Here is a 17628-nt window from a genome sequence, read left to right as displayed (position 1 = left end):
GTTTACATTTCAAACTTGTTGATATATCTGTCGCCACATTGGGGCAATCGGCCCTGACGGGAGGTCATTATGTCTGTGACGACAAAACTGTCTGTGAGTACCCATTCCGAGCGTTTTCACGATCTCGATGCCGTGCGCGCCGGCGCGCTTCTGCTCGGTGTCGCCCTGCATACCACCATGTCCTTTATCGAACCCCAGGTGTGGGTGCTGAAGGATGCCAGTTCGTCTGTTGGTTTAGGCCTGCTGTTCTACGTCATCCACATGTTCCGCATGATGACCTTCTTCGTCATGGCCGGGTTCTTCGCGCATATGCTGGTGGACAGGCGCGGGCTTGGCGGCTTTATCAAAAACCGCCTGATCCGGGTCGGCGTGCCGCTGGTGGCCTTCTGGCCGATCGTCTTTACCGCTATCATCAGCGTCATGCTCTTTGCCTATATGCCGCCGCCGGGGACGCCTGCCGGCACACCCCCGCCAGCGCCGGGGCTTACCCCCAGAATTTTCCGCTTACGCACCTGTGGTTCCTTTATGCCCTGCTGTGGCTCTATGGCGGCGCCATCGTCCTCAAGCTGGTGACCGACGTGCTGCATATCGGCGGCATTCTGGGCCGGATGTTTGACACTGTCATCGGCTTCCTGACGCGTACCGATCTGATCGGTGCCGTCCTGATCCTGCCGGCCTTTGCCGCCCTTTATGCCAATCCCGCCTGGCTGATGTGGTTCGGCATCCCCACCCCGGATGCGGGCGTTATGATCAATACGCCCGCCCTGGCGGCTTTCACCACGGCCTTTGCTTTTGGCTGGTTCCTGCACCGTTCGCCGGACCTGCTGAGCCATCTGGCGAAGCGTTGGTGGGCACACCTGCCCGCCGCGGCCATCGGTACGGTCATCTGCCTGAACATGGTTGGCCTGACGCCTGTCATCACGCCCGCGAAAGGCAGCGACCACCCGCTCTATCTGGCACTTTACCTGCTGACCGGCTGGTCGTGGACACTCGGCCTGATTGGTGCCGCCCATGCCTTTCTGAAACGCGAAAACCCGGTACTGCGCTATCTGTCGGATGCCTCCTACTGGATCTATATCCTGCACATCCCTGTGGTCATGGCGCTGCAACTATTCGTGCGCAACCTGCCCGGCCCGGCCGAACTGAAATTTGCCGGGGTTTTGCTGGCGACGGTGATGATCGGACTGTTCACCTATCAATTTATGGTACGCTACACCTTCATCGGGGCGATTCTCAATGGCCGCCGCCGTAAGGTGAAACGCGCAAGCCAGGGCCAGGAGGCCATATTAGGAGATGGGGCATGACTGAACCGGGCGAGGACGTCCATAAAGACCTTGCCTTCCTGAAGGCCCTCGTCAGCGAGGGCCCGAAGGCGCAAGGGGCAGCCGGCATCGTCTTCCTGACCGCCGGCCCGGCCTATGGTATCGACTGTCTGGCCTACTGGGCGCAGGATGCGTTCGGCTGGCCGCAGACCGCGCTGGTAAACTGGACCCTGATCCTGTTCCCCATCGCCGTGACCATTCCCGTCATCATCTATGTCGCCTGGCAAGGCCGCAAGGCCGGGCCGCAGGGCGTCGCCACGCGCGCGCTCAATGCCGCCTATGGTTCGGCGGGCCTGGCCAATCTCGCCATTGCCGTTGTCTTCGGCTATGTTGCTAATACACAGAAAAGCCTGCTGATCTGGCTGCTCTATCCCGTGGTGATATGTGCCTTCATGGGCGCTGTCTGGTATGTGGCTTACATGATCCGGCGCAAGCTGTGGCTGATAGGCGTTTCCGCCGGCTGGTTCATCACCACGGTCGCCCTGGGCCTGTTGATCCGACAACCGCAGCCCTATCTGCTCGTGCTCGGCATCGCCCTGATCGTGCTGATGGGCGGCGCCGGCTGGACCATGATGGCCATTGATCGTCGCCAAAAGGGAGACGCCATATGACCAAGGGTATCGAAGCCGATCTGGCCTTTGTAAAGGCGCTGGTCAGCGAAGGCGCGCGGGTGCGGATTTCCGGCGGCGCGCTCTATCTGACCGGTGGCGTGTGCTATGGATTGCAGTGCCTGGTGCAATGGATTCATCTGGCCGGCATCGTTAATATCGGTGTCTGGGGCAATCTGATCGCCGGCTTCCTGCCGACAGTGGTTTTCCTGGCGGTGATGTGCATTATCCTGTGGCGCGACCGCAAGGTGCCGAAGAACGGGGTGGCGACGCGTGCGCTCAACGCCGCCTTCAGCAGCGCCGGTCTGGCCAATCTGTTCATGATCGGCGTGTTTGCCTACGCCGCCATCACCGAAAAGAGTATCCTGATCTGGCTGTTGTATCCGATCACGGTCTGCGCCTTCCAGGGCGCGGTGTGGTTCACCGCCTACATGATCCGCAGGGAGGCGTGGCTGGCGGTCATATCGGCCGGCTGGTTCATCACCACCCTGACACTGGGCCTTCTGATCGGCACGCCGCACTATGTGCTGGTGCTGGGCATTGCCTTGTTTGTCATCATGGGCGGCGGCGGCTGGTACATGATGCGGCAGGCCAGCAAATAATCATGGCCGGCTTCGACATCAACAAACTGGATGACGCCATTCACGGACGCCTGCGTCTGGGAATCATGGCCTATTTGATGGACGCCGAAGCCGCTGACTTCAACGAATTGAAGGCGGTGCTGGAAGCGACCCAGGGCAATCTCTCGGTCCATCTGCGTAAGCTGGAAGAGGCCGGCTATGTCGAGATCATCAAGAGCTTTCAGGGCCGCAAGCCGCTGACTCGTGCGCATATCACACCGGCCGGTCGCAAGGCCTTTGCCGACTATCTCGAAGCCCTGTCAAACCTGGTGGCCAGATGCCGCTAAAAGACTTGCTCCACACCGGGCCTGACAATGGCGATCTTCTGAAAGCCATTGATGCGCAAAACAATTGTTATAATCAAGGCTAACCTTATGGCCCCCAGAACATACAACAGTACATAAGGCACCGAGGCGCTGCCGCCAAAGTCGTTTGCAAAACGCAGCGCGATTGTCGGCAGAATTTGCAGGATTGTAACTACCCACCAAGCTATGAGCAGCGGCGGTCTGCTCAATTCATGCCAATCATTGGGATTTTTATTGGCATTGTACAGTTCGCACATAATGTCGAATGGCTTCCAAAGATTGGCAAAGGGTATGAGCCACCACCCCACAGCCCAGCCTGGCTCATATTCGAGATCCGGGACAGGGAGGTTATGTGTATTGGCGTTGATGCGATATACCCAGAACATCAACATGATGAAGTTGATAACCAGCATCACCAAAATAATCAAACTTGCCAGGCCGACTAAAACGCCGATGCTGTCCGGGCTATATGAGGGATCATCAAACGCAGACATATCAAAACCGAGAAATGCTATTGCACAGCAAAGGAAAGCTTCGCTGGCGAGTTGCAAAACGAGGCCGGGAAGCAGAAAAAAAGTTGCTATGCGCGGTCTCTTAATACGGTTTTCGTCTCTGGACATATATCCCCCCTGTCAGATACCTCATCTTCCGGTATTTTCGGCTTGAACACAAGAGTCACGGTCACGAAGCTGATGATCAGCAGCAAGCCCCAGGCGCCCATCTTCTGGATCGAGACCAGATGCCACGCCTTGCCGGGATAGCTCCAGGTATGGGTGAAGGTGCCGACATTTTCCGCCAGCCACAGAAAGAAGGCGGTCAGTGTGCCGGCCAGGAGATAGGGCATGGAATGGACGGCCCGATCGATGCGGAAGAAGACGAAGCAGCGGAAATAGATCACGAAGATGGCCACGAAGATCAGGTAGCGGAAATCCCATATGAAATGATGTGTGAAGAAATTCACATAGATCACCAGGGCCAGCAGATACGTAACCCACGGTTTCGGGTAATGCGAAAAACGCATGTCGAACACGCGGATGGCGCGGGCGATGAACGAGCCGACGCTGCCATACATGAAACCGGTGAATAGCGGCACCCCGCCGATGTGGAAGATCGACGGCTCCGGATAGGTCCATGAGCCCATATGGGTCTTGAAGATTTCCATGATCGTGCCGGTGACATGATAGAGGAAAATCACCTTCACTTCGTCAAAGGTCTCCAGCCGCGTCCACAGCAGCAGACACTGAATGCCGATCGCGGCGGCCAGCAGGAAGTCATAGCGATAGATGGGGCTGTTCGCCGGCCAGATCAGGTGGGTGACGATCATCAGGCCCAGCATCCCGGCGCCGAAGAGGCACGACCAGGCCATCTTCAGTCCGAACAGTACGAATTCGCGCACAGGCCCCGGCAGGACGAGCAAGGTGCGTCTTATCCAGCGCCGGACCGGCTGCAGAAAGGGCGCAAGGGGGTGAACGGGTGTTGAGTCCATACCGTCATAATGGCGGAATTTTCTCCATGTTCCAGAGGCGATCAGCACCTTTTTACCATTCCTGACAGGCTCTGGTTTGTGCGCGTGAAAATTGCTATGCAAAGCCATGCACGTTATTTCCACACCCGCCGGCGAACAAAGCTATGTCACGCGATGGTGGTCGGCCATGGCGATGAATAGCGTTGCCTTGATCATCGCTCTGTGGGTGGTTCTGGCCTATCAGCATAACCGGTCGCCGCTGGATCTGGCCTTGATACCCGCCCTGGCTGGCATAGCCGTTCTGCCGGCTGTGGCTTGGAAACGTTTCAGCCTGATCGACTACGGAGATGCGGAAAAGCCCAGCCTGGCCACTGGATTTTACGCCTTGTTGCTGGCGATAGGCATACATGCCATTGAGGATCAGACGCTGCTGGATCGCTCGACTGGCATTTGGGCTGGCGTGATCGTCGGGCTGATCCTGTCGGCTCTGATCCTTTGGTTTGAACGACCTGTGAAAGCCTTTTGGGCTTTTGTAACGATTGGTGTGTTGATTTTTGCCGCATGGGGCATGACACAGACTGCCAATTGCCTGCTGGATCACAGCCCGGATGTGTCTGTGCAGACCGGAATTGACAACCTGTATATGACCGAGCCGCACTGTTCCTTTGGTGGTGGGCCTTACAGCTCTGGCTCCTGCAGGGGCCAGTTTTCGCAGAATGTCATTCTTTCGCCCGTGCCCTACGGCCTGCCTGCACAACTCAGCGTCGATGGCGATTGGTATCGTCGTGCGCAAGTCGGCGACCGTATCTGTATCGTGGAGCGCTCAGGGCGTTTCGGTGCGCGCTGGTACAGCTTTGATCTCTACCCGCCGGTGTGATTTCCCGGCGGCTTCAATATGCGCATTTGGATTGTCCCCCCCTGCCAACCTTGCTAAGAGGGGGCGCGCGCACCATATGGATTGACTATGACACTAAGCCCGCCTTCCGAAATCAACAGCCGCACCGAAATCCTGGCTACCGGTGCGCGTGTGATGCGCACCGAAGGCGAGGCGCTGCTTTTGTTTGCCGGTTCGCTGTCGGAATCGTTCGTGCGGGCGGTCGAGGTGATGTACGCCGTCAAGGGCCGCGTCATCCTCTCCGGCATGGGCAAGTCGGGTCACATCGCCGCCAAGATTACCGCGACGCTGGCCTCCACCGGCACGCCAGCGCAGTTCGTCCACCCGGCTGAAGCCTCGCATGGCGACCTCGGCATGATCACGCCCGATGATGTGGTCGTGGTGCTGTCGAATTCCGGCGAGACATCGGAACTCAGCGATATCATCCACCATACCCGCCGCTTCCAGATTCCGCTGATCGGCGTGGCCTCGCGCCCGGAGTCAACCTTGCTCAAGGCCGCCGATATCGCGCTGGTCCTGCCCAATGCGCCGGAAGCCTGCGCCATCGGCATGGCGCCGACCACCTCCACCACCATGACCCTGGCGCTTGGCGATGCCCTGGCCGTGGCGATTATGGAAAAGCGCGGCTTCCAGCCGACCGATTTCAAGACCTTCCATCCCGGCGGCAAGCTCGGTGCGCAACTGCTGCCCGTCTCCGGCCTGATGCATACCGGCGACGCCCTGCCGCTGGTCACCGAACAGACGCCGATGGGCGAGGCCCTGCTGGTCATGACCGCCAAGAGCTTCGGCGTGGTCGGCATCACCGACACCAACGGAAAGCTGACCGGCATCATCACCGACGGCGACCTGCGCCGCAACCTGTCGGGCCTGATGGACAAGACCGCCAAGCAGGTCATGCACGCCGGTCCGCGCACCATACGCCCGGATGCCCTGGCCGCCGAGGCGCTGGGCATCATGAACGACAAGAAGATCACCTGCCTGTTTGCGGTCGATGACCATAACAAGCCGGTCGGCCTGATCCATATCCACGATTGCCTGCGTGCGGGAGTAGCCTAAGTGAAGACCATTATCCTGATCCCCGCGCGCTATGCCTCCACCCGCTATCCCGGCAAGCCGCTGGTCAGGCTGACCGGTCGTGACGGCGTGTCCAAGTCGCTGATCCAGCGCTCATGGGAAGCGGCCAGTGCGGTCGAGGGCGTGGCAAGCGTCTATGTCTGCACCGATGATGACCGCATCAAGGATGCCGCTGAAGCTTTCGGCGCAAGCGTCATCATGACCTCGGAAACCTGCGCCAACGGCACCGAGCGCTGCGCCGAGGCCATGCACAAGCTGAAAGAGTCGGCTGATCTCTATGTCAACCTGCAAGGCGACGCCCCGCTCACCCCTGCCTGGTTCGTCGAAGACCTGATCCGCGAGATGAAGACCTATCCCGACGCCCAGATGGCCACGCCGGTCCTGCGCTGTGATGCCCAGACCTATGCCAATTTTGTCGAGGATCGCCAGAATGGCCGGGTCGGCGGCACCACGGCGGTGTTTGATCGCCACATGAACGCCCTCTATTTCTCCAAGGAAGTCATTCCCTACACCGGTAAGACCTTTAATGAGGGCGACACCATCCCGGTCTTTCACCATGTCGGCGTCTATGCCTATCGTGGCGAGGCGCTGAACAGCTATCTCAAATGGCCGGTCGGACCGCTGGAAACATACGAGGGGCTGGAGCAATTGCGTTTTCTGGAAAACGGCACGGCTATCCGCTGCGTCGAGGTCGATGGCCGCGGCCGCGTGTTCTGGGAACTGAACAACCCCGTCGATGTCGCCCGCATCGAGCAAGTGATTTAAGGAATTAAAGATGTCGATCCAGCCGCAGCACGTCAAAACGAAGACTTTTCGAGATCGGTGATTTCGGTCAGCCGAAGATCACGGTCGGCGGTGACGAACCCTTCGTCCTGATCGCCGGCCCCTGCCAGATCGAGAGCCTCGATCACGCCCTGATGATGGCCGAAAAGATCGCCGAAGCCTGCGCGCCGTCGGGCACGAAGTTCATCTACAAGTCGAGCTATGACAAGGCCAACCGCTCGTCGATCGGCACCGCGCGGGGTATCGGCATGGAAGAGGGCCTTGATATCCTGGCCGCCGTGCGGGAAAAGTTCGGCTGCCCGGTCCTGACCGACGTGCATGACGCCGGCCAGTGCGAGCCGGTGAGCAAGCAGGTTGATGTCATCCAGATCCCGGCCTTCCTGTGCCGCCAGACCGACCTGCTGCTGGCGGCCGGCGCCACGGGCCGCACCATCAATGTCAAGAAGGGCCAGTTCCTCGGCGCCGTGGGACATGAAGAACGTCGCCAACAAGATCGCCAGCACAGGCAATGAGCGCATCCTGCTGTGTGATCGCGGCACGAGCTTCGGTTACAACACCCTGGTCAGCGATTTCCGCGGGCTGCCGATCATGGCCCAGACCGGCTATCCGGTGATGTTCGATGCCACCCACAGCGTACAGCAGCCGGGCGGCCAGGGCACGACCTCTGGCGGCCAGCGCGAATTCGCGCCGGTGCTGGCGCGCGCCGCCTGCGCGGTCGGTGTCTCGGCCGTCTTCATCGAAACCCATGAAGACCCGGATCATGCGCCTTCCGACGGCCCCAACATGATCTATATCGACAAGATGCAGGAACTCATCACAACGCTCCGCGCCTTCGACGACCTCGCAAAGGGGAAATAAGGATTGGGGTGTGGGGCCTGAAGCCCCACCTCTTCTCTTCGTTTTCAGCCCGCCGCACGCACCTTCAGCAGCACATCCAGAAATTCCGCCTGGCTCGGCATGGCGCTGACCGTCTGCTGCAAGGCTTCCCTCACCTCGCGCATATGCCCCGACAGCGCCGATAGCGGCACATTGGCCGGGAGTGGTTCAAGCGCCTCCGGCAAAGGCCCCTGCCCCAGCATGACCGCCATCCAGCCCTGCAACGGGAAGGGGTGATCTTTCGGTATCGATACCCGGCCGGAGCGGGCGAACATCTCCATGTTTTCGGCAACCTTGTCAGGCACCTTCATCTCCTGGCAATGCCGCCAGAAGGGCGTATCGTCGCGCTGCGTCATCTTGTAGTGCAGGATGATGAAGTCGCGGATACCCTCGAACTCGTCGGCGACAATCCTGTTGAAAGCGTCGGCCTGAGATGGATCAAGCCCGGTGTGCATCAGCAGGCCCAGCAAACGCACAATGCCCGTCTGGATCATGTAGATGCTGGTCGATTCCAGCGGCTCCAGGAACCCGGAAGACAGCCCTATGGCAATGCAGTTACGGTCCCAGACCTTGCAACGCTTGCCGGTGACGAATTGCAGCCGGCGCGGCGTCGCCAGGGGCGGCCCTTCCAGCGCTTCCAGCAGTCTTTGCTCGGCGGCATCATCGCTGATGAAATCGCTGGCATACACATAGCCATTGCCGGTGCGGTGCTGCAGTGGAATGCACCAGCGCCAGCCGGCGGCATCGGCCGTGGCGCGCGTATAGGGCGCCGGCGGCCTGACATTCTGGCTCGGCACGGCGATGGCGCGATTGCACGGCAGGTAGTGGCTCCAGTCCTCGTATCCGGCCTTGAGCGTTTTCTCGATCAGCAGGCCGGCAAAACCGCTGCAATCGACAAAAACCTCGCCAGGTATGACCACCCCGGACTCCATCGTTACAGACCGGATATCGCCCGTCTCGCTGTCCTGCGTGGCCGTGACCACCTTGCCCTCGATACGCGTGACGCCGCGCGCTTCCGCATAGGCACGCAGGTAACGCGCGTACAGGGTGGCATCGATATGGAAGGCATAGCCAGAGGCCCTATGCGTGGCGCCTGTCCCTTTTGCGGCAACACGAAACGGCCCTGCCGCGCCGCCAGGCAGCCGAGATTGTAATCGTCCAGATGCAACTCCGCCTGCCGTTCGCGGGCATGGTGCATCCACACCCTGGGAAAGTTGGGATTGGCGACATCCGGACCGAAATTGGTAAAGGGGTGCATGTACTGCTCCCCGACCCCGCCCCAGTCGGCGAATTCGATGCCGAGCTTGAAGGTGGCCTCGCAGGCGCGCATGAATTCGGGAACATCGATCCCCAGCAGGGTATTAAACAGGTTGATCGATGGTACGGTGGCCTCGCCGACCCCGATCGTGCCGATCTCCTCGGATTCGATCAGGGTGATCCGCGTCTCAGTCGACAGGGCCTTGACGAGCGCGGCGGCCGTCATCCAGCCGGCCGTGCCGCCACCCACTATGGTGACGGTCTTTATGGTCTGAGCAGACATGTTTCCCCGGATATATGTCAGACATTATTACAAGCCCGACACATAAACATGTAACCGCGTTATTGGCAATCGCGCCCGAACCGCGAACTCATGAGGCCGGCCGGGCATCGGCGGGGGCCTGCGGCGCGGTGGCGGCATCTGCGGCACGTTTGTCAGCGCGCGCCTGTTCAAGCCGCGCCTTAGCCTTGGCGATCAATGCCTTGTTTTCCGCCCGTTCGGCCTGCATCAGCTCGACTGACGCCTTCATCAGCCGGATGGGAATAAAATGGTCGTCGCCTTCCGGCGCGAAGCCTTCCAGCTCCAGCGCTTTCAGGATATTGCGCTGCCGGTCGCCTTCGGCACCCGGCGCCCGGCCATAGCTCAGGAAAAAGGAACGCAGTTTTTCGCGCGTCACCGGGTCCAGATCATCCCGATAGATCAGCACATCCTCCGGCAGGGCCTCTGACGCCCAGATGACCTTCACCCTGGCAAAGCGCGCCGGCGCACTTTGCCGCAGGGCCTGGAGGATATCGGTATCGACAGCCGCGGCATTCAGCTTGCCGGAAATCACCCCGGCGATATTTTCCTCCGCCGTGCCGGTCGTCACCGCCTTAAAGCAGGTCTTCATATCGATCCGGTTCGGCTGGAAGAAATAGTAGAGCGTCGCCTGTCCCGAAGCGGCGGCCCGGCGTTCACCAAGGCCAAGGGTGAGCTTGCGATTGCATTTCAGCAGGTCTTCCGCCTTCAGCTTCGAGGCCGCGGGCACAATGATCAGGCTCTGATAGGCGGTGATCCCTTCCGCCTCAGCGAAAACAGCGCCATGGCCGCGCCCCAGCACCTCCGCGCCGGTCAGGTTGGTGAACCAGCCCGCCTGCGCTTTTTTTGTCTGGAAGGTCAGCACCTGGGCTTCGTAATTGGCGGAGGGGACAATTTTCACCTTAAGGCCGGTCTGTTTTTGCAGATCAGCCACCACGGGCGCCCACAGGGCCTGGGTTCTGGCCTCGTCGCTGGAGAGGACGGAGAAAGCGATTTCGCGGCGGGCCTCAATACCGTTGCCCAGACGCTCACACGCGGACAGGCCAAGGCACGCCGTGATCAGCGCGCCCGCCAGGGCCTTACGTGATAAAGCGTACAAGGTCATGAACCGTCATCCCCCTCCCGTTTGAAACCTGACCGGCTCCGGTTTACATCACCAGCCAGAATCATACGGGGCATTTTACCACGCTGGCAACCGGTTTGATGATGCACTCGGCAGGTCCGATGTAAATTTTACAGCCGTCTTGGGTTTATCCCTTTACATGCGCAACTATTCCACTATTTTATGCGCCACTTCCGGCGGACCCCGAGTTCAAATGGTCCTGCCTCATTTCCTTCGCAAAGAGATTGTATCTTTGAGGGAATTGAGGCTCAGGCATCGCTGCTAACGCCGGTCTGGGTTTAACTTATCTAAGGGTATGCTGGTGGAAAACTACCAAACAGCCCTGGACCTGGTCCGCAAGCAGCCTCCGGAACGTCCCGTCGCCCTCGTGCGACGCGCGCCCGTCACAGTTGCCGCGCAATGGTTTCAGGCTAATTTCAAAGGCGATGTCTTCTACGCCGTAAAGGCCAATCCGTCCGTGTGGGTGCTGGAAACCCTGTGGGCGGCCGGCGTGCGTTCGTTTGACGTGGCATCGATCCAGGAAGTCGAGCTTGTGCGCTCCACCCTGCCCACCGCGCGCCTTGCCTTCATGCATCCGGTCAAGAGCCGCGTGTCGATCGCCCGCGCCTATTTCGATTTCGGCGTGCGCACCTTTTCGCTCGATACGCATGAAGAACTGGCCAAGATCCTCGAGGCCACAGGCAACGCCAAGGACCTGAACCTGGTCGTGCGCCTGGCCACCTCCGGCGAAGGCTCGAACCTGCCGCTGACCAACAAGTTTGGTGCTCAGACGCATGAAGCCCCTTCCCTGCTGCTGGCCACCCGCCAGGCCACCCAGGACATGATGGGCATTTCCTTCCACGTCGGCTCGCAATGTATGCGCCCTACGGCCTACGCCGCCGCCATGCTGGCCGCGTCGCGGTCGCTGGTCCGCGCGGGTGTGTTTGCGGATATAGTGGACGTGGGCGGCGGCTTCCCGTCGGTCTATCCCGGCATGATCCCGCCCGCGCTTTCGGAATACATGGACACCATCAATCGCGCCTTTAACGACATGAAGGTGCATGAGGAAACCCAGCTCTGGGCCGAACCCGGCCGTGCGCTCGTGGCGGAATCGACCTCGGTGCTGACCAAGGTGGAACTGCGCAAGGGCGACGCGCTCTATCTTAACGATGGCTCCTACGGCAACCTGTTCGACGCCACGCACGCCAAGTGGCCCTTCCCCGTGCGTCTGCATCGCCCGGATGAAACGCACGACGACGAGCAGTTGAAGCCCTTCCGCTTCTACGGCCCGACCTGTGATTCCATCGACTCCATGCCCGGCCCCTTCTGGCTGCCGGCGGATGTCAACGAAGGCGACTATGTCGAAATCGGCATGTTGGGCGCCTATGGGGTCACCATGGGCACGCGTTTCAATGGCTATGGCGAGACAGAAACCGTCTTCCTCGACGATGCGCCGATGGCCTCGCTGTTCGGCCTTGGCCCGCGCAGCCTGACCAATCCACGCGGCTTTATGGAATCCGATGACAACAAGGTTGTCCGCCTCAACCGCCCGAAAGGCGGCAAGCGCGGCAAGAAGCGCGTGAAGGCAAAGGCATAAACAATAGGTTCAGCATAATGCTGTTTTTCCGCACGAGAAAAAGTAATGAGCTACACGCCAAAATCTCGGCGGGCATTTTCTGCTTAGCGCTCATACTGATCACAGCGATTAATAGCGTGGACAGTTGGCGGACAGGAGACTTTGTCGGACTGGGCCGCAATCTGGGCATTGGCCTATTGTTTCTTGTCGCTATAGCATTTTTCTACGCACTAAACATGATCGGCATTCACCTGACCTACCGTCCTAAGAACACGGCCACTGCCGAAGAAATTGAGGCGGGCCGCGTCATGCTCTATGGTAAGCGGAAGCGGAAAGACTAACCTGCGTTCGGCCCCTTGCGACGTGTCTGCGACGGTGATTCCCCGAACAACTGCGTATAGTATTGCGCAAAACGGCCGGCGTGCGGAAAGCCATGATCGGCCGCCACGTCGGCGATCGGCCGCATATCGTTCGGATCGCTCAGCGCCTCACGCGCCATTTTCAGGCGCAGGGTGCGCAAATAGGCGTGCGGCGTCACATCCATATGCTGGCGGAAACTGGTTTCCAGCGTGCGGACGCTGATATTGGCCGCCCGCGCCACAGTCACCATGCTCGGATTGCTGCGCGCCTCACGGTGCATGAAATCGCGCGCCAGGCGCAGATAGTTCGGCATCGGACCGCCTTTGTTCGCCTGCATACGTTCGCTGTAACGATGCGGAATGCTTTCCAGCAGCAGGTGGCTGAAGGTCTCGACCAGGCGATGCTGGAGCGAACCCGACAGGTCACGGCTCTGGGCAGTGAAGGCATCCGAACACAGGGTCTCCACCAGGCGTGACAGAACGCGCGCCTTGGGGGTAGCAAGATCGATCACCGGCCCCAGGTGCAGGTCACGCTCGACCGGCAACTGAAGGATATCGAACAGGAAGCGCTGCACCCATGCATAGGACAGCTTGATGAGATAGACCTCGCAGGTCTCGCCATCTGCCGCGTGGGAGATGCGCGTCTCGGTCATCGGCTGATAGATAATGGCGTGGCCGGGCGCGATCTTCTGCACAGCGGCGTCCTTATGCTGCAATGACAAGGCGCCTTTCACCGGCATGACGATCACCACGTCATAGCTGGCTTCGCTCTGCAACTGCACAAAGCCGGAGCTTGAAATCAGCCGCGCCATGATGGCGTGGGCAGCCGCCCCGGTGTCATGCGGCTTGAGCACGCCCAGATACATCTGCCAGGTGAAATCGGGACCATCCAGGTCGCGCGCGCAGCTCCAGTCGAAGAACTTGCAGATACTTTTCTGGAAGCTGTCGAAGTCACTGCCTTCGCATTGCCAGGTCTCAATGGGCCAAGTCTCAATGGAATCCAGAGGAGTGCCCTGCATGCGGTTTCGTTCCAGCCCGTAATCTGTCATCTGGCACCTCGCCAGAAAGAATCGATATGGAAGTAAATCAAAAGAACCTCCCTTGAAAGGGAACGACTATCCGATAATAAACCGGGAAAGCCGTATTCCGAAAAAAACGTCTAGTCTTTCGGAATAATCCACAGGGCCATTAAGTACAATGCGCTCAACGATCGTCATTTAGCTCCAATTTTCTAAATTATCCATAAAGCGAATATATTTATCCAAATTTCGATGTCTATTCCTAATTTATATTAAAACATCTCAAATAAATACGAGCGCACTGTTTAAAGCCAACTTATACGCCCGGCTTGAGGCAAGATAATGACTTACCATTTCCTTATAAATAACGACGCATTGCCCGGCCGCGTCATGCAGGCCGACGCCACAAACATATGTCACAAGAATTGCAAAACAGGCGGCTATGGTCTATAGGCCGCCACTTCTGAATACCCTCCCCATCGCACCGTCTGGGGGATAGCGGGTAAATGACGGGCGTCCACCTTTACCCACCCCGCACCGGGGCGCTTCTCAAAGGAACGCAAACATGAGCGCAGATACCACTCCCCAATCCAACATGAAGGCATCGCTGCTGGCTGAAACGGTCGAGCACGTCGATATCACTTCGTATGACGCCCGTCCGATCATCGACTCGATGCGTAAGATGTCCTTCTCGTCGCGCGATACCGCCCGCGCCGCCGACATCTTCAACATGGCGCTGGAAGACAAATCCTGCTCGACCTGGCTAATCCTGGCCGGCTCCACCTCGGCCGGCGGCTGCATGCACGTCTACCGCGACATGGTGAAGTTCGGCATGATCGATGCCGTGGTCGCTACCGGCGCCTCGATCGTCGACATGGACTTCTTCGAAGCTCTGGGCTTCAAGCACTACCAGGCCGCGGGCCCGGTGGACGACAACGTGCTGCGCGACAACTATATCGACCGCATCTACGATACCTATATCGACGAAGAAGAGCTGCAGAACTGCGACCACACGATCCTGGAAATCTGCAACCAGCTTGAGCCGCGCCCCTATTCGTCGCGTGAGTTTATCTGGGAAATGGGCAAGTGGCTGGCCGCCGGCAACGCTAAAAAGGAAGGCTCGCTGATCCAGACCGCCTACGAGAACGGCGTGCCGATCTTCTGCCCGGCCTTTGTCGACAGCTCCGCCGGTTTCGGTCTGGTCAAGCACCAGAAGGAACGCATCGCCGCAAAGCAACCCTACCTGACCATCGATGCCGTGGCTGATTTCCGCGAACTGACCGACATCAAGATCGCCGCCGGCACCACCGGCCTGTTCATGGTCGGCGGCGGCGTGCCGAAGAACTTCGCCCAGGACACCGTCGTTTGTGCCGAAATTCTGGGGGTCGAAGCCGATATGCACAAGTACGCCGTCCAGATCACCGTCGCCGACGTTCGTGACGGCGCCTGTTCGTCCTCGACGCTGAAGGAAGCTGCGTCGTGGGGCAAGGTCTCGACCACCTACGAACAGATGGTCTTCGCCGAAGCCACCACCGTCGTGCCACTGATCGGCTCGGACGCCTATCATCGTGGCGCCTGGCAGGGCCGTGAAAAGCCGCGCTGGGCGAAACTGTTCGCTTAAGAGGTGATTTTGGCCTCACGCAATATTCTGTTCAAAAAAGCGTGAGACCGGGAGATTATCCCATAAAATGCGGAGATATTTTGTGCATCGCACTAGCATTTTCCGCATAAAGTATTAAGTAAGGGTTCGAAGCTATAACTCATAATATGAGTCGGCTTTACAGCCCGATAGCTACAAGTTCGTCACCGGGATCATCCCCCCCCCTCGAAACCGGTGGCATGCGACGGAGACCATTGCCCCCCAATGGTCTCCGTTTTGCGTTTTGGGTTATGCTCTTAGACCATTGTGTCCCATCAGGGTCTCGCTGACGTTTTGCGTTTTAGGACCATTGCACCCCACCAGGGTCTCGCTGACGTTTTGCGTTTGGGTTTAAGCAGGCGCCTCGTTATGGCTTGCGGCGATAGATTGTGAAATTGTCCCAGTCCCCCTCTACGCGCGACACAGCCCGATAATGCCGGGCCAGTTCGTCGGTAATCGCGGCTTCACGCTCAGGTAACCGGCAGCCCATGAAAAACCCTCTGTCCGAAACCAACAAGAAATCCGGCTGCGTGGAAAAAGCCACCGCCAGCGGATCCTTGTCGGGCGTCGGAAAGGTACACATCAGGTGCATGGCATTGAAATATTTCGCTTTCGGCAAGACGCCCGTCAGAAGATAGATGTAATGCCCTCGACCGGTGACCAGCAGATTGTCGCCCGGCTTCAGGCCGTTTGCCTTCAGACTTTCGGCCGCGCGCACATTGCCAAGATAATCCGGCGGGCCGAAGGGGCCAGGATTGAAAAGCGTGTAGCCCTCGACGATGAAAGGCTGAATGGCAGCGGCCAGTGTGTAAAGCCCGATCCAGACGACGCGCCACCGCGCCTTGAAATCTATCCCGTAAAACAACACGGCGCAAAAGAGAATCAGGGTCGGCGGCACAAGTGTAAAGCCATACCAGATGACCAGTGACTGATTGACCAATACGCCCGCCACGGCAGTTACGTACCAGATCATGATCAGAAATATGAACGGCAAAGACAGAGCCGTCTTCAGACGCGGCAAGCGCATTACCGCCAGCAAAGCGCCCGCTGTGATGACCAGCATGGGCTTGTAAAAAGCGGGAAAATGCCAGAGCCGAAGCAGGAAGCCAAGATGCAGGGTATCCGGCTTTTCGGACATATCGACCTGGGACCGGTCAATCGCTGTCAGAACGACGGTGTCGAAAGCGTCTCTGAAATGCCCGATTGCCGCAAAATAAACGCCAAAGGCAATAGCTGGCACTGCCCCCATGACACAGAAGAGGGCAAGAGATTTAAAATCCCTTTGCCGCCATGAATGCCAGGCCACCCAGCCGAACAAACCAAGGGCTGTAAAGGCCGCGGTCTGCTTGACCATGACGGCGCACCCCATCATGAGAGCGGCCAGAGCCAGCGCAATGAGGTGCTTTCGGTAAACCTCCCCCTCGACCCTTCCAATCTGGGCAAAGGCTTCGATGGTGCAGGCCGCCTCGATCAGTTGCGTTGGCGAGGATACGCCCATCAGGAAAAGCGAGTACAGCGGGTAAAGCGCGGCCACAAGCAGGGCCAGCCGCCTTGAGCTGGCGTGGGCGACCAGCCTGAACAGCCCAAACGCCCCCCAAACGGTAGCGAGAGCTTCCACAGCTTTGATGACGATCAGATGGGCACCGAACAAGACCTGGAAGCCCGCCAGTATTGCGAATATGCCAGGTGCCTTGATGTCATAACTGGCGATATAGGGAGGCTCTCCATTGAGCCAGCGCGAGGCAACCACGCTGTAGAACGCCTCATCGTCGTGGATCACATGCAAAAAAGGCAGGCGAACGACCAGCGTCCACACCAGCAGGGCGATAAAGACCCATGAATAAGGCCGGCCGGATACCCTTTTTAGCAAAGTGTCGAAATGACTTTGGAGACTGGACATGACACCTGCGGCGGAAAGAGTTGACCGCCATATGCGCAGAAAAACGTAAAAATTTAGGATGAATAGCAAGGCCGCCAAGCCGCAAATAATTAACGCGGCCTTAAAATCCGTTAACCATTTAAATACCTGATTCCATGTAGGGTTCAGGCATGACCACGCCCATCCGGCCCTCCCTCGCCCAAATGTTGAACCCGCAGTCGCCCGCCACCGCGAAACCGGCGCCGGCCGCCACCGGATTTGCCAGTGCGCTCGAGGCGCAGAAAGCCTTTTTCCAGCAGGTCACCGCGCCCAAAATCACGCCCGCCACCTATACGGCGGCCGATGTCGCCAAGGCCACCGGAAGCGTCTCCCCTGCGCCGGCACAGCCGCCCGTAGCGCAGGACACCAGCCAGCCTCTGCGCCGCCCCGGCTCTTACCTCAATATCGTGGTGTAGGCCGCTTTCGCGCGGCGCATTTTTTCAAAAAACTGAAAGCACTTGCTTTCGCAAGGAAAATTGTGTTCTTTAAACCGAAATCCGCTTAAGCGGACA

Annotated in this window: 19 protein-coding genes and 1 pseudogene; 13 read left to right on the top strand and 7 right to left on the bottom strand. The window is 58.9% G+C overall.

Translation table 11 applies throughout. The features are described from left to right. Positions 1 to 69 precede the first annotated feature (69 nt). The 5 genes from NVV72_08305 to NVV72_08285 are packed head-to-tail and all read left to right on the top strand — an operon-like array spanning position 70 to position 2837. Positions 70 to 573, top strand: a complete 504-nt coding sequence (locus tag NVV72_08305; protein MCR6659330.1) for an acyltransferase family protein — start codon at positions 70 to 72, stop codon at positions 571 to 573. Then, on the top strand, positions 513 to 1304 hold the full coding sequence (locus tag NVV72_08300; protein MCR6659329.1) for an acyltransferase family protein: 792 nt from the start codon (positions 513 to 515) through the stop codon (positions 1302 to 1304). Before NVV72_08305 ends, NVV72_08300 begins: the two co-directional genes overlap by 61 nt. Beyond that, on the top strand, positions 1301 to 1933 hold the full coding sequence (locus NVV72_08295; protein MCR6659328.1) for a hypothetical protein: 633 nt from the start codon (positions 1301 to 1303) through the stop codon (positions 1931 to 1933). Before NVV72_08300 ends, NVV72_08295 begins: the two co-directional genes overlap by 4 nt. Further along, positions 1930 to 2532 (top strand): hypothetical protein, encoded by a 603-nt coding sequence (locus NVV72_08290; GenBank protein ID MCR6659327.1) that lies wholly within the window; start codon positions 1930 to 1932, stop codon positions 2530 to 2532. Before NVV72_08295 ends, NVV72_08290 begins: the two co-directional genes overlap by 4 nt. Positions 2533 to 2534: 2 nt before the next feature. After that, a complete protein-coding gene (locus tag NVV72_08285; GenBank protein MCR6659326.1) occupies positions 2535 to 2837 on the top strand; it encodes a transcriptional regulator in 303 nt (100 codons plus the stop codon). Here NVV72_08285 and NVV72_08280 read toward each other — a convergent pair. Then, positions 2834 to 3475: a DUF4328 domain-containing protein gene (locus NVV72_08280; protein MCR6659325.1), complete on the bottom strand. Its 642-nt coding sequence runs from the start codon at positions 3473 to 3475 to the stop codon at positions 2834 to 2836. The genes NVV72_08285 and NVV72_08280 overlap by 4 nt on opposite strands. Then, a complete protein-coding gene (locus NVV72_08275) occupies positions 3436 to 4272 on the bottom strand; it encodes a DUF817 domain-containing protein (protein ID MCR6659324.1) in 837 nt (278 codons plus the stop codon). The genes NVV72_08280 and NVV72_08275 overlap by 40 nt, the downstream gene beginning before the upstream one ends. Before the next feature lie 235 nt (positions 4273 to 4507). On the opposite strand from NVV72_08275, the gene NVV72_08270 reads away from it, so the two are divergent. From NVV72_08270 to kdsA, 4 genes and pseudogenes are all read left to right on the top strand, one after another. Beyond that, positions 4508 to 5197 (top strand): hypothetical protein, encoded by a 690-nt coding sequence (locus tag NVV72_08270; GenBank protein ID MCR6659323.1) that lies wholly within the window; start codon positions 4508 to 4510, stop codon positions 5195 to 5197. An 87-nt stretch (positions 5198 to 5284) separates the two neighbouring features. Then, a complete protein-coding gene (locus tag NVV72_08265) occupies positions 5285 to 6271 on the top strand; it encodes a KpsF/GutQ family sugar-phosphate isomerase (protein ID MCR6659322.1) in 987 nt (328 codons plus the stop codon). Continuing rightward, positions 6272 to 7054 carry a 3-deoxy-manno-octulosonate cytidylyltransferase gene (locus NVV72_08260; protein ID MCR6659321.1) on the top strand — a complete coding sequence of 261 codons (783 nt, stop codon included), beginning with the start codon at positions 6272 to 6274 and terminating at the stop codon, positions 7052 to 7054. It begins immediately after the preceding gene. Between the two features lie 107 nt (positions 7055 to 7161). Beyond that, a pseudogene (gene kdsA / locus NVV72_08255) lies at positions 7162 to 7930 on the top strand (3-deoxy-8-phosphooctulonate synthase). A gap of 44 nt (positions 7931 to 7974) precedes the next feature. Here the strand turns inward: kdsA and NVV72_08250 are convergent. The 3 genes from NVV72_08250 to phnD form a co-directional block, all read right to left on the bottom strand. Next, positions 7975 to 8979 (bottom strand): tryptophan 7-halogenase, encoded by a 1005-nt coding sequence (locus NVV72_08250; GenBank protein MCR6659320.1) that lies wholly within the window; start codon positions 8977 to 8979, stop codon positions 7975 to 7977. Beyond that, positions 8883 to 9488, bottom strand: a complete 606-nt coding sequence (locus NVV72_08245; protein ID MCR6659319.1) for a tryptophan 7-halogenase — start codon at positions 9486 to 9488, stop codon at positions 8883 to 8885. Before NVV72_08245 ends, NVV72_08250 begins: the two co-directional genes overlap by 97 nt. An 88-nt stretch (positions 9489 to 9576) precedes the next feature. Then, positions 9577 to 10608 carry a phosphate/phosphite/phosphonate ABC transporter substrate-binding protein gene (gene phnD / locus NVV72_08240; GenBank protein MCR6659318.1) on the bottom strand — a complete coding sequence of 344 codons (1032 nt, stop codon included), beginning with the start codon at positions 10606 to 10608 and terminating at the stop codon, positions 9577 to 9579. Between the two features lie 319 nt (positions 10609 to 10927). Between phnD and NVV72_08235 the strand changes: the two genes are divergently transcribed. After that, positions 10928 to 12202 carry a type III PLP-dependent enzyme gene (locus NVV72_08235; protein MCR6659317.1) on the top strand — a complete coding sequence of 425 codons (1275 nt, stop codon included), beginning with the start codon at positions 10928 to 10930 and terminating at the stop codon, positions 12200 to 12202. Between the two features lie 17 nt (positions 12203 to 12219). Beyond that, positions 12220 to 12522 carry a hypothetical protein gene (locus NVV72_08230; GenBank protein MCR6659316.1) on the top strand — a complete coding sequence of 101 codons (303 nt, stop codon included), beginning with the start codon at positions 12220 to 12222 and terminating at the stop codon, positions 12520 to 12522. Here the strand turns inward: NVV72_08230 and NVV72_08225 are convergent. Then, positions 12519 to 13559 (bottom strand): AraC family transcriptional regulator, encoded by a 1041-nt coding sequence (locus NVV72_08225; protein ID MCR6659315.1) that lies wholly within the window; start codon positions 13557 to 13559, stop codon positions 12519 to 12521. The two genes, NVV72_08230 and NVV72_08225, sit on opposite strands and share 4 nt — an antisense overlap. 565 nt (positions 13560 to 14124) lie before the next feature. On the opposite strand from NVV72_08225, the gene NVV72_08220 reads away from it, so the two are divergent. Further along, positions 14125 to 15180 (top strand): deoxyhypusine synthase, encoded by a 1056-nt coding sequence (locus NVV72_08220; protein MCR6659314.1) that lies wholly within the window; start codon positions 14125 to 14127, stop codon positions 15178 to 15180. A gap of 385 nt (positions 15181 to 15565) precedes the next feature. Here the strand turns inward: NVV72_08220 and NVV72_08215 are convergent, their stop codons facing one another. Next, positions 15566 to 17098 carry a hypothetical protein gene (locus tag NVV72_08215; protein ID MCR6659313.1) on the bottom strand — a complete coding sequence of 511 codons (1533 nt, stop codon included), beginning with the start codon at positions 17096 to 17098 and terminating at the stop codon, positions 15566 to 15568. 149 nt (positions 17099 to 17247) lie between these two features. Here NVV72_08215 and NVV72_08210 point away from each other — a divergent pair, with 149 nt between their 5' ends. After that, complete coding sequence (locus NVV72_08210) at positions 17248 to 17532, top strand: hypothetical protein (GenBank protein ID MCR6659312.1); 285 nt, start codon at positions 17248 to 17250, stop codon at positions 17530 to 17532. Positions 17533 to 17628 lie beyond the last annotated feature (96 nt).

Origin of the sequence: Asticcacaulis sp. (assembly GCA_024707255.1) — a bacterium.
GTDB lineage: Bacteria > Pseudomonadota > Alphaproteobacteria > Caulobacterales > Caulobacteraceae > Asticcacaulis.
The sequence above is the reverse complement of the archived record's forward strand: the minus strand, read 5'-3'. Positions and strand labels throughout refer to the sequence as shown.